At 60.0% G+C, this 12,906-nt stretch carries 8 protein-coding genes and 1 pseudogene; all 9 read right to left on the bottom strand.

All coding sequences use genetic code 11. From position 1 onward, the window contains the following. Nucleotides 1–29: 29 nt before the first annotated feature. The gene (locus ISG32_RS18115; protein ID WP_228529914.1) at nt 30–2,168 is read right to left on the bottom strand and encodes a TonB-dependent receptor family protein; all 2,139 of its coding nucleotides are present in this window, start codon (nt 2,166–2,168) and stop codon (nt 30–32) included. Between the two features lie 793 nt (nt 2,169–2,961). Continuing rightward, nucleotides 2,962–3,180, bottom strand: a pseudogene (locus ISG32_RS27785) (transposase); the annotation flags it as partial. A 193-nt stretch (nt 3,181–3,373) separates the two neighbouring features. Beyond that, on the bottom strand, nt 3,374–5,497 hold the full coding sequence (locus ISG32_RS18105) for a TonB-dependent receptor (RefSeq protein WP_194772431.1): 2,124 nt from the start codon (nt 5,495–5,497) through the stop codon (nt 3,374–3,376). Nucleotides 5,498–5,752: 255 nt separating this feature from the next. Then, nucleotides 5,753–6,694 carry a siderophore ABC transporter substrate-binding protein gene (locus ISG32_RS18100; RefSeq protein WP_194772430.1) on the bottom strand — a complete coding sequence of 314 codons (942 nt, stop codon included), beginning with the start codon at nt 6,692–6,694 and terminating at the stop codon, nt 5,753–5,755. Beyond that, a complete protein-coding gene (locus ISG32_RS18095) occupies nt 6,691–7,476 on the bottom strand; it encodes an iron ABC transporter ATP-binding protein (RefSeq protein WP_194772429.1) in 786 nt (261 codons plus the stop codon). The genes ISG32_RS18100 and ISG32_RS18095 overlap by 4 nt, the downstream gene beginning before the upstream one ends. Then, a complete protein-coding gene (locus ISG32_RS18090; protein ID WP_194772428.1) occupies nt 7,473–8,426 on the bottom strand; it encodes an iron chelate uptake ABC transporter family permease subunit in 954 nt (317 codons plus the stop codon). Before ISG32_RS18090 ends, ISG32_RS18095 begins: the two co-directional genes overlap by 4 nt. Beyond that, a complete protein-coding gene (locus ISG32_RS18085; protein WP_194772427.1) occupies nt 8,426–9,367 on the bottom strand; it encodes an ABC transporter permease in 942 nt (313 codons plus the stop codon). Before ISG32_RS18085 ends, ISG32_RS18090 begins: the two co-directional genes overlap by 1 nt. Next, complete coding sequence (locus ISG32_RS18080; RefSeq protein ID WP_194772426.1) at nt 9,367–11,127, bottom strand: ABC transporter ATP-binding protein; 1,761 nt, start codon at nt 11,125–11,127, stop codon at nt 9,367–9,369. Before ISG32_RS18080 ends, ISG32_RS18085 begins: the two co-directional genes overlap by 1 nt. After that, entirely contained in the window at nt 11,121–12,899 is a 1,779-nt protein-coding gene (locus ISG32_RS18075; RefSeq protein ID WP_194772425.1) for an ABC transporter ATP-binding protein, read from the bottom strand. Before ISG32_RS18075 ends, ISG32_RS18080 begins: the two co-directional genes overlap by 7 nt. Nucleotides 12,900–12,906 lie beyond the last annotated feature (7 nt).

Genomic DNA, 12,906 nt, shown 5'->3' with positions numbered 1-12,906 from the left:
CAGCCGCTGAGGCAGTCGGTGCGGCTTTGTCAGAACGGCAATGAGGCCTGCAGATACACGCTGCGCGGCATGCCCACGTATTTACCGCCACCGTTGTTGTCGGTGGAGCGGGTGAAGTAGCGGCGGTCGAACAGGTTCTTCACGCCCACGGTCAGGCGCAGATTGCGTAGCTCTGCACCAGCCTGATAGCTGGCACGCAGGCCGACGATTCCGAAGCCGGGGATATTGCCCAGATTGCCGTTGGCATCTTCCTGCGTGATGTAGGGGTTAGGCTTGGCGCTGGTGCCCGGCGTGCCAGGCGAACGCTGTTTGGACTGTGCTGTCAATTCGGCATTGAAGATCCATCGCTCAAGTGCATAACGTGCCGACAAACCGGCTGTGTGGCGCGCATACAGCGGTAGATCGCGTCCCGCAAACGGGCCAGCCTGACTGGTGGCCTGCGTGAAAGTGTAGTTTCCGCCCAGCGACAAGCCCTTGAGCGCAGGATAGTTCTTGCCGAAGTCATAGCGCAGAGCCGACTCCAGACCCCGGTGACGGGTGGCTCCCAGATCGGTCCAGATGCCGTTGCCCGTACCATCGCCGGGACGGTCAAGGAACAGCTCTTTGTCGAAGTCGATGTTGAACAACGTCAATTCGCCGTTCCAAGTATCGCTCTTGTAGTGTGTGCCAACCTCATAGGTCTTGGCCGACTCGGGGTAGAGCTGGTTGTTCGACGATTGGGCCAATTGCGCATATTGCTGCGGGCCGAACGACTTGCCTGCGTTGGCGAATACAGCCCAGTTGCCATTGACGCGGTAGAGCACCGACAGCGTGGGCAGCCACTCGTTGGCGCTGGCCTTTGGGAAGATTGCAGTGGAGGTGGTGCCGCGGTAGTCCACAACGTTGTTGAACGAGCGGATGCGCTCGTAGCGCACGCCGGGAGTCACCGTCCAATCGCCGATGTCGATGCGGTTGTCAATGTAGAACGCATTGGCCGTGGTGCCGCCCTGGCTGGTCTGCGCGGTATTCAGTGGCAGCTCCATGGCATTGACCTGACCGGGAACATAAAAGCCCGAGCTTGCCAGTGATGTCTCGGAGCTCTTCTCCTTCAGATAGCGATAGCCTACGCTGACTTCCTGAACGACGGAGCCGGTTTCGAAGATGCGCGAGAAACGTGGCTCTACACCGTAGTAGCTGTAATCACGCGGAGCGCCGGTCAGGCTGCGTTTGCCAGCGTTGGCACCTGTGGCATCGCGTTCGATGTAGCTGCCACGGAAGGAATCCACGTAGTAACCCAGCACCTCAAAGCTATTGCGACCATCTTTGTAGTTGTACTTGAGCGATCCATCGGTGCGTCGGCCGGTGAACTCGTCGTAGTTGCGGGTGCTCTGGAACGGATCGGCTTTGTATTGCGCCGTCGTCAGGCCACCGGGCATCTGCCCCTGCGCTTCGAAGTGGTGCAACGAGGCCGAGATGCTGCTGTTGTTGTCGATCTTGTACTGGCTCTTGATCAGCACGTCGTCCAAATCGACTTTGTCGTTGCCGCTGCGCCAACCCTCGCCATGCGTGCCGGAGTACAGCACCGCCAAGCCCAGGCCGGATTCGTTGGTGCCGCCCACAAAGAAGCTGGGGGTGGTCTTCACATTGCCGCCGTGGCCGTAGATTTCGGTGCCCACCGAGACTTCGCCGCCAAAGGTCTTGGGGATGGCGCGCGTGGTGAAGTTGATGATGCCGCCCACGTTCTGGGGACCGTAGCGCACGGAACCCGCGCCGCGTACAACGTCCACCGATTCGAGATTGCCCAGTGCCACCGGCGCTAGCGACAGCTGAGGCTGGCCGTAAGGTGCGTACGAAATCGGCACGCCGTCCTGAAGAATGTAAGAGCGCGGAGACAGACGCGCCGTCAGCCCACGCACGCTCAGATTCAGCGAGATGTCGCTGCCGCCCGTGCCGTTGCTATCCTGCACCTGCACACCGGGAACGAGCCGCAGCGCCTCGCGCAGCGTGGTCGCACCGCTCTCCTGAATGCGCTCGCGCTCAACGATGGTGCGCGCGCCGGGGTGTTCAAGAACTTTCTCTGCACTGGGCATATCGCCATCCAGCCAATTGCCGACGACGTTCACCGACTCCAGAGTCGTTGGCGCCGTGATCGTTGTCTGGGAGCTTGCCTGATCTTGTGCCTGAGCCATGGCGGTAGGGTTGATGAGTGTGGCGACTGCTGCTGCAACTGCAGTGGCACAGCGGTTCAAACGAGTGCCGGGAATAGGTCGAAAAGGCATAAGAAAAGAGAGATAGGTGCACCCCATGCATGTCATCAGGCGGGTGGGCGATGCAGACTGACAGTAAAGATTTGCAAAGAATTTTAATGAGAATGAGCCTCATTAGAATTTATGTGCTGCTGTTGATGCCTAAAAACGTCAATCCGCCCTCGGACTAAACTCCAGCTCAGAGGAGGCGCGCTCCAAATGGCCCTACAGTCATATAGAAAATCGATGGTCATTAGAGATGGCAAAGCCTCAAGCCATCCCATCTTGCCCGCGGGACGTAACGGTCTTCCGCAATTCAGGCCGCAGCGACAAACTTCCAACGATATGGCAGCAACTCGCTGATCCGATTGGCCTTGTGCTTAGGCTGCGCGCAGAAATTCAGCGTGATCTCCAATGAGGTCAAGCTATCGGTTTCAGCAGTCGGTGAACTGTCAAAGCTGAACGACTGCAGCCAGCCTGCTTGCCGCAGCCCCTCACGACAAGGCTGTCCTCGGGGCTGCTGAAAGTCCTCGATCTCGGCTCACATATAGGTGCTGTCGACCCATTGCCACTGCCCTGTTGTCAGTTGTCAATGTTCTGCTCTTATCGGTTGGGGCCCTTAGTTGTGCTGCCTGCATGCTTGAAAACCCGATGCATTGCATCTCGCGCACGTCATTCCGTACGGTACAGACTGTCGAAGCCCTCCTCCTGAGCTGGCGTGGCGTCGATGCCACTCGACATTGGCAGACCCTGCCTCCGCCAGCGCGCCTTCGCGATCCAGTCGCCGCCAGGTGAACAGCAAGCTTGCCGCCACGCCCTCCTGGCGGGCCACGAGCGATACGCTCATGCCCGGCTCATACGTCTTGCGTACCATGGCTGCCTTCTCGACAGCCGACCAGCGTCACCTGCGCTGGTCTCGGGCAATGACTTCTATCGTCTCTGTATGCCTAGTCATATGCACAGTCCCCTATGCCTATCTCGAAGATACGCGATAGACCGCGTCCGGAGATTCAGGGGACTATCTCACTCATGGTGATTGCACTTTCGTCCCGACTTGTCAGTTGGTCGACTGTAGTACGTCGAAAACCAAGAGGGAGGTGCAAGCATCTCCATTCTGGCGCTTCGACTTTGGTCGTCAGCTCTGGCGATCAGAAATCCACGCTGGCCGAAACCAACACCGTGCGCGGCGCACCAAGTGCGAGGCTGGAGAGCAACGGCATGCCCCAGTACGATTTGTTGGTGACATTGTTTACCGTTGCGCGAAGAGTGACAGGACGCTCGGCCACCTTGGTTGCGTAGCGTGCACCGATGTCGTAGATCGTGCGGCCGGGTGCCCAGAGCTGGTTGTCGGCGCTGATGTATTGCTTGGAGGCGGCAGTCACGTTGCCTGTCAAGGTCAGGCCCTGCACAACAGGTACATCCCACTCGGCTCCCAGCTTGGCTTGCAACTTGGGCACCCCGGTCGCGTTCTTGCCTTGGTTGACGCCACCAGCGGTCTGCGTAAGCTTGGGCGCGGTGTAGGCAATGCCGCCCATCAAGCGCACGCCGTTGAGCGGCGCACCAAAGAAGCCCCATTCGACGCCGCGATTGCGCTGCTCGCCACCGAAGGAGTAGATGTTGGTGACAGGGTCGGTGTAGCTGCTGGGGCGGGTGATTTCAAAGATGCTGAAGGTGTTGGCGAAGCCACCGAGATCAAGCTTCACGCCCAGCTCTTTTTGCTTGCTTTTGTAGGGAGCGAAGACCTCGCCCGCATTGGCTGCGGTCATTGGTGCGGTTGCGCCTTGGCTCAGTCCTTCAATGTAATTGGCGTATACGGACACATGCTCCGTCGCCTTCACCAGCAATGCAGCTGCAGGCGACGTGGCCCTCTGGTCGTAGCGGGCAGTGCGCGCTCCGCTGGTGACGCTGTAGGTGTCGCTCACCACCTGCTGTTGGCGTACGCCCAGCGTGAGTTGTACGCTATCTTCGGCGAAGGACATCGTGTTTGCGAGGCCGTAACTTGCCAGTCGCACTTCGGTGTGAGCAATATGCGGAGCGACGAACTCAGCAGCGGCACCCCAGACCGGGTTGTAGATGTTGGTAGCCCAGTCCGCGCCGGGCACCGTGCGACGGCCGTAGTCATTTTGCTTGTGCGAGTAGTGCGTGGCGTTGAGCGACCATTGATGCTTGACGCTCCCCGTTTGCATCTTGCCTTTCAGGCCAATTTCTCCTGAATGCTTCTTTTGATCGAATGCCAACTGCCCAATGCTCGTTCGGAAATCACCGTTCGCGTTGAGTACCTGCGCGGTCATGGCACCGTTGTACTTGTAGTCCGTATCGCTCACGCCATAAGCTGCATAGGCCATGAGCTGATCGCTCAGATCGAACTCGCCGCGCACCATTACGGCCTTGTCCTTGTTGTGCACTGTGGACCAGTCCGGGTTGAGCAAGGTATCTGCCGTTGGAGGCTTGGGAACTCCCACACCCGGCGCAAGGTTGATGCCTCGCGTCACACCGTGGACGCGGTCATCGCTGCTATAGATGTCGGCGGAAATTCGTGCGCGATCACTGCGCCAGTCCAGTCCAACGGAAGCGAGGGTCACCCTCTTCTCCTGATCGTTGACCGCGCCATCTCCATTGCGATAAGCACCATTGAAGCGGATGCCGAACTGCTTGTTCTCTCCAAACCGACGGCCCACATCGATGTGTCCACCGAGTTGAGAATCCGACATATAGGTGGCGGTGAAACGTGTCAATGGCTCATCACCCGCACGCTTGGGCACGAGATTCACGGAGCCGCCCACAGAACCACCAGGCGGCATTCCATTGAGCAGCGCCGATGGACCCTTGAGCACCTCGATGCGCCCGTACATTTCGGGTGTAGTGCGGTAGTAAGGTGCCATGCCGTACAAGCCGCCAAAGGTCATGTCATAGGTATTGGAGGTGAAGCCACGAATGGAATACGCCTCGCTCCATGCGCCTGAGGCGCCATTGCTGAACACCGTCGGATCGGTCGCAGAAATGACTTCCGAGATGGTCTGAGCCTGCCGGTCCTCCACGAATTTGTCGGTGTAGCTGATGGTGTTGAAAGGAGTCTCCATGAAGTCCTTGTCACCCAGGAAGCCCACTCGCCCACCCGAAGTCACCTGACCGCCTGCATAGGGAGCAGCGGGTGACGTCATCTTGTCCTGAACCGTCACCTGAGGAAGGCTGGCCGGTGTTTGCGCACTTTGCTCTGAAGTGGACTGCGCGATCGCGCTTGGCGCTGCAACGAGCATGCCGCCCATGGCCATGCCCAGCAGCAGCGCGCGATGCGCAGTGGTGCTGCGCTTGAGCGCAAACGGAGTAGACAGTGGATAGGTGCCAGGGGTTTCGTGTCCAGGCTGGGCATTGCGAGATGGCGTGTGATGTGTAGTCATGCCAAGTTCCTCTTTTGAATGAAACGGGATATCGAATCGTTGAATGGAGTTCTTTTGGCTTGGCTTGGTGAGGCCTGGCTACCGAGTGATGAAGCAAGTGCTGAGGTAATCGAAACCGGAGAAATGGGTTCAGCGCTGATAACCCTTGACGACGTCGTCAATCAACAGGCTCAGCGAAGTGGGACTTGCGCCGGTGATGTACCAGGCATCGGCATCGACAAAGACGACGCGGTTGTTCTTCCACGCCTTGGTCTGAAGCAGCAGAGGGTTGGCGATGTTCTCGGCATTCATGACCGGGCGACGCTCCATGACGGCCGTGCGATCCACCACATACAAGATGTCGGGGTTGGCCTGTTGAATGAACTCGCTGGAGATCGGCTGACCATGCAAGCTCGTTTCAACCGCCGCGCTGGCAGGCTTGACGCCCAGTGCACTGAACACGAAGCCGTAGCGCGAATGCACACCGAACAAACTGAATGCACCGTTGTTGTGAAGCACGATCAGGGCTTTCTCGGGACGGCCTTCCGTCACTCGTCTGGCTTGCTGCACCTTGGCGTCCAGCGCTGCGGCTTTGTCCATGGCGAGACTTTCCTTCTCGAAGATGCGGCCCAGCATCTGCAAGTGGGCTTTGACGACTTCGATATGTCCCTTTTCGCTGTTCTTGAAGTCCACGTCGTAGTGCAGCGTGGGAGCGATTTCGGCGAGTTCCTGATAATGATTGGCCTGAATCGGCGTCATCAGAATCAGGTCGGGCCGCAGCGCATGCACCCGTTCGAGATTGGGCTGCACGATGGCACCAAGATCCTGGACCTTGGCATCCGCCTTGTACTTGGCAAGAAAATGCGGCACATAGTCCTTGACCATGCCCGCCACCGGCACGCCGAGCTGGTCGAGAAAGTCCACCTCGTTCATCTCCAGCGCCGCCGCACGCTGCGGCAGTCGTTTGATGACGGTGGTTCCCATTCTGTGCTGGATGGTGACCGGCTCGTAGGCGCTTGCGGCGCTGGGCAGGCCGCACAGCGCAAGGCCAGCCACGGTGGAGAGCACGAATTGTCTGCGTGCCAGTTTCATGATCTATTTCCCTTTGGTCCTGTGGATGTGAAGTAATTGCAGACGTAGCCGCGCTCGTTTCGGGTGACCTCAAAATCGAGCTCGTACAGATTGGATAGGCGCGCCTCGGTCACGACCTCGTCTGTCGGGCCGCTGAAGTGCAAAGAGCCACCCTTGAGCGCGACGATGTGGTCCGAATAGTTGGCCGCGAAATTGATGTCGTGAATCACCAGAATCACGGTGCGGCCCTGCTCGTCGCACAGACGACGCAACGCCTGCATGATCTGCACCGCATGCTTCATGTCAAGGTTGTTGAGCGGCTCATCAAGCAGCAGCACATCGGTCTGCTGGGCGATGGTCATGGCGAGAAATGCCATCTGGCGCTGACCACCGCTGATCTCATCGATGTAGGCATGGCGCAGAGAGCCGAGCGACAGGAATTCGATGGCCTCATCGCGCGCGTGCAGATCCAGATCTGTCAGTGTGCCCCGGCTGTGCGGAAAACGGCCGAACTCCACCAGCTCCTGCACCGTCAAGCGCATGTTGAATCCGGGCGATTGGCGCAGCGTGGCGACGCGCTTGGCGTAGTCGACCGTCGGGATGTCCGCGACGCTGCGCCCCTGCAGTTCGATCACGCCGCCGCTTGGCTCCAGCAGGCGTGCCATCAACATCAGCAAAGTGGACTTGCCAGCGCCGTTCGGGCCGATCAGCGAGGTGACACGCTGCGCAGGAAACTCCGCGCTCACGGCGGAAAGGACGGTCTTGTCACCGTACGATTTCTGAAGATGGCGGACAGTGATCATGGATTGCCTCGCGCACGCGTGATCAGCGCGAGAAAGTACACACCGCACACCAGATTGACGAGAATGCTGACGGTGGTCTTGTAGTTGAAGACATGCTCGACGAGCAGTTGAGCGACGAGGAAAATTCCGATGGCCACGACACTGCCGAGCGGCAGTGACTGGCGGTGCCGGGCACCAGGTGCCAGCGCGAAGACGAGGTTGGCGACGAAGATGCCCATGAACGCCGTCGGCCCTATGAGGCTGGTGGAGACCGCAACCAGCACGGCAATCAGTGCGAGATGAAGCCGCAGGTACGCGGGCTGGGGCACCCCCAGCGAGATCGCCTGATCGCGGCCCAGCGCGAGCACATCGAGCACTGGCAACGTGCGGCGGATCACCACGCTGACGGCCACCACCGCCAGCGCTGCGTACATCAGTGTTTCTGGTTGGGCGCGGTTGAACGAGGCGTAGCTCAGTCCCTGAAACACCGCAAACTCGCCGGGGCTGATGCGCAGTTGCACAAACTGGGTGAACGTGCCTATCACCATGGTCAGCACCAACCCCAACAACAGCAGGACATAGACATCGCCCTTGCCCCGGCGCAGCAACCACCGGTTCAGCAGCCACGAATAGCCCAGCATCAACACAATGGACACAAAGAAATTGCCTTGCACCCCGAGCATGGCCAGGCCGTGCGTTCCGAGCAGCAAAAGCAGCATCGACTGCCACAGTAAGTAGACCGCTTCGTAGCCCATGATGGCGGGCGTCAGAATGCGGTTGCCCACCAGCGTCTGGAAAATGATGGACGACACGGCTACGCAGATGCCTCCAATGACCATTGCCGCAAGTCGGACCAATCGCTTGGGAATCACATAGTCGAGGTCGAGGCCCGATCCCCGCAACACGAAGGTGGCAGCCAAAGCGATGAGCGAAAGCCATATGGCCACGCTCCAACGGGTTCTGGTGCGCATCACCGGATTCCCCGCAGTATCAGCACGAGGAACAGCACGCCGCCCACAGCACCAGCGGTGAGCCCGATGGGCACTTCGAATGGGTGGATCAGCAAACGACCGATGATGTCGCAAGTCAGGAGCAACGATGCGCCGCCCAGCGCCACCAAAGGCAATGTGTGCTGGAGGTTGTCACCACGTCGCATCGCAACCCACTGAGGAATGACGAGCCCGATGAATGGAATCGCCCCCACCGCGATGACGGTGGCAGAAACCGTTACGGCCACCAGAGTCAGGCCGACCATGGCGGTCGCGGTGTATCCCAGGCCCAGACTTGCGGCCATGTCTTCGCCCATGCCCAAAACCGTGAAACGGTGGGCATAGAGATAGGCGAGAACGACGACCGGCAGGATGATGTAGAGGATTTCGTAGTGCCCCTGCACGATGCGCGAGAAGTCGCCCAGCAACCAGCCCTGCATGCTTTGCAGGATGTTGTGGTGATACGCGTAGAACTCGGCAATTGCGCTGAGCACGCTGCCATACATGAGGCCGACGACAGGAACCAGCACCGTGTTGCGAAACCGGATGCGCCTAATGATGGCAACGTACAGCAGACTTGCCGCCAGACAAAAAGCCAGTGCGAACAGCATCCGGCTGGTGGTGCTCGCGGCTGGCACCACGGTCAACGAAACCAGAATGCCGAGCTTGGCTGCATCCAAACCGCCTGTCGTTCCCGGTTCGACAAACCTGTTGCGCACGATGTGCTGCAGGATTACACCGCATACAGCCAGCCCGACGCCCGTCAAAATCAGCGCGGCCAGTCGGGGCAGACGACTGGCGGTCAGCGTCAACCATGCATCGCCCGAGAACGTCCATAGCTGAGACCACGCCATCTGACGGGCTCCCAGCAGCAGCGATGCAACGCAAAGCACCGCGAAAAGGATCAACCCACGCGCACGCATCAACCGGGTTCCCCATCCTTGAGTACCGACGCAATGCGCCAGCCTTTCGAGGCTTTTCGCTGGTTCAGGAACTGCGCATAGCGGCCGCCTTGCTGCAGCAACTGCGCTGGCGATCCGTACTCCACGACGCGGCCCTCTTCGAGCATCACGATTTGATCGGCCATGGCCACGGTGGAGAGTTGGTGTGCGATCACAATCAGCGTGCGCCGACCGCGCAAGCGTTCGAGGGTCTGCCCAATCGCCGCCTGATTTTCGGCATCGAGCGCCGCCGTGGCTTCGTCCACCAGCAGAATCGGAGCATCCTTGATCAATGCTCGTGCAATGGCGATGCGCTGACGCTCGCCACCGGACAGACGCGCCCCACCCTCGCCCACCTGCGTGTCCAGGCCTTCTGGCAGACGCGCGATGATTTCTGCGACACCTGCTTGCTGCGCGGCCAGCAGTACTTCTTGATCGGTGGCTCCCGGCTTGCCCATGCGGATGTTGTCGGCAATGCTGCCGCCAAGCAGATAACTGTCCTGAAAGATCTGGCTGATCTGTGCGGCCAACGCCTCGTCGGTCATGTGACGCACGTCGACACCACCCAGCCGAACGCTGCCGTGGTCCGCATCGAAGAAGCGCGCAATCAGCCGCATGACCGTGGACTTGCCCGAGCCCGAAGAGCCGATCAGCGCCGTCATGCTGCCAACAGGTACGTGAATGTTCACGCCATGCAGCACCTCCGCCTCGTCGGGCGCATAACGGAAGCGCAAATCCTGCAGATCCACCGATGCATCCCGAGGAATTTGCGGCATGTCGGGCTGAGGCAAGGTCAGTGCATCGAATAGGGCCTGCACATCATCGAGTTGTCCACGCGCACTGCGCAGCACTTCAGCGTACCCAGCCACCTCCAGCAAGGGCTCGATGAAGCGAACGATGAGCAGCAAGGAGACGACGACCGCAACGACCTCGCCTGCTCCCAGTTCTCCGCTCGTCAGCCACCCCACCGCGGCCATCAGCAGCACTGCTAACACTGCTTGCACAGCCCAGGCATTGAGCACGGTGGACAGGGCAGACAGCACAATCAGTCGCAGGCCTGATTGCCGCTGTTGCGCCACCGCCTGTTCCAGAAACCGGATGCTTGCGCCCTCGCCGTTGAACGCGCGCAGTACCGATTGGGCCTGCGCGAACTCCACCATGCGCTGGCTCGATTGGGCAAAGTCTTTCTGAAACGCTGCGTCGGCACGTCGCGCCACATGCGATGTCAGTGCGAACACGCCCGCGAGCAAGGGCAACGCCACCAGTGCGATGATGCCAAGCATGGGCTTGAGCGCCCACAGTGACCCAACCATCACCAGCGGCATTACCACACCGCAGATGACGGGCGTGAACACATGGGCGGGAAGTTGCGCCACGCTCATCATTCCCTGTGTGACCACATGTCCGATGCGCGCGGTGTTCTGGGGCGTGAACCAACCCACCGGCAGCCGCGCTGCATGAGCGCCGAGGCGATGCCGTCCGCTTTGAAGCACGGCCACGCCGACACGCACACCCGCCTGTTCGACATGGCGACGGGCGATCCACGACGCGAGTACACCCGCCATCAACACCCCCAGCCATGGCAACGCTGAATGCACATCGCCCTGCAGCAAACCAGTGAACAGTGGAATCAAGGTGGCGACCGTCAACCCGCAAAGTACGCCATAGGCCAGCGCCAATCCGACATATCGACGCAGAAGTCGCGTCTCCCCTCCGAGCAAACGCACAAAGGTACTCAGCATGGAGTGCTCGCCTTCTGCGAAGACGCGGCGCATCCGCCCATTCGCCAAAGCCGTGCGTAGAGACCGTCTTGCGCCATCAGCTCGGCATGTTGGCCTTGCTCGCTGATCACTCCGCTTTCCAACACCAGAATTTGGTCCGCATGCATGACGGTATCCAGTCGATGGGCAATCACCAGCAAGGTGCGACCCTGCGCAAAGCGCGACAGCGCTTCCTGAATCGCCACTTCATTCTCCGAGTCGGCCGATGCCGTTGCCTCATCGAGCACCAATACAGGGGGATCGAGCAGCACGGCGCGGGCGATGCTCACGCGCTGGCGCTCCCCGCCGGAGAGTTGCGCATCTTCTCCCACTACCGAGTCATAGCCGCGCGGCAATGCCAGAATGCGTTCATGGATGTTGGATGCGCGTGCGGCGGCTTCGATGTCTTGCTGACTGGCATTCAACCGTCCCAGTGCGATGTTCTCGCGCACGCTGGCGTGAATCAGCCGCACCTCTTGAAGGACAAAGCCGATGCGTTGATAGAGCACTGCGCTGTCCATGTTCCGAAGATCGACTCCCCCGAGCGTGATGCGCCCCTGCGTGGGATCGAAGAAGCGCAGTAGCAGGCGCGCCAACGTCGATTTGCCCGCGCCCGATGGACCCACGATGGCAGTGACCGTTCCAGGCTGAAGGTCCATGTTGATGTCGCGAATCACAGCATGCTCTTGCGCGTAGCCGTAGCTCACTTGTTCGAAACGTACCCTGTTGCACTGCGGCACTTGCTGTAGAGCGGGCGCAGGTTGCGGCAATGTGGGGGTGTCCAGCAAGACTATCACCCGCTGAGCGGCACCTGCAGCGCTTTGCAGATCGTGCAGCAAGGTGTGCAGCAACAGCAGCGGAGCACAGATCCCCGGAGCCACCAACGCAAAGGGCAATACCTGCGCGGAAGTCGTCCAGGCCATGCCGACAAACAGCGCGCCGCTCGCCAGCACCACACCCAGCACCGTCACTGGTGTGATCAAGGCATGGGCATGTGCCATCGAGATCACGAGCGGCCGCGTGAAGTCCGTGAAGGCCTGCGCAAAGGCGTCGACAGCATCGCGAAAGCCCGCGTGAGCCCGTCCACCATCACCAAACGCTTTGACCACCGGCATGGACCCCGCGAACTCGACCGTTGCACTGTTGATGCGCCCGAGTCGGGCAACGAACTCATTCATGTTCGCGCCACTGGCTTTCATGGCCCTTTTGAGGAAAAGAAAGAAGCCGGGAAACGGTAAAAGCGTAATCAACGCCATGCGCCAATCGAGCGCCAACAGATAGACGACCGAGATTGCAATGGCTCCCAAGGCACGGCCCACCGCCGTGTAGAAATGCGCCGTCAGGCTGTGCAGTGTGGCGATGTCGTCCTGCATGGCCTGTTTGACCTCGCCTGAGGACCGATTGACGAACCAGCCCAGCGGCACCTGAGACAACCGTTTGGCGACGGCCACACGCAGATCGCTGGTGAGGCTGTTGTCCGCCACATGCGCGAGCAACTCGCCCGCAAAGACCAACGCCATGCCCACAAACATCGCGCCGAGGCTGACGCCCAGAACGCGCCATACGTCACTCTTCACACCCGCAAGCGCATCGCTGGCAATTTGTGCAATGGCCGCCAGCGGCACCAACGTGAGCATGGTGCCCAGCGCTGCCAACACTGCCGCAGCCATCAGACGCCCACGAATGGGTTGCAATATCCGCGCGATAGGACTGGGGGCTTTGGTTGCTCCTGCAACCGTGTTTGGGGTGCTCATGCGAGGC

It is taken from the genome of Diaphorobacter caeni (assembly GCF_015354245.1).
GTDB lineage: Bacteria > Pseudomonadota > Gammaproteobacteria > Burkholderiales > Burkholderiaceae_C > Diaphorobacter_A > Diaphorobacter_A caeni.
Note: the sequence above shows the minus strand (reverse complement) of the source record. Positions and strands in the feature narration are given on the sequence as shown.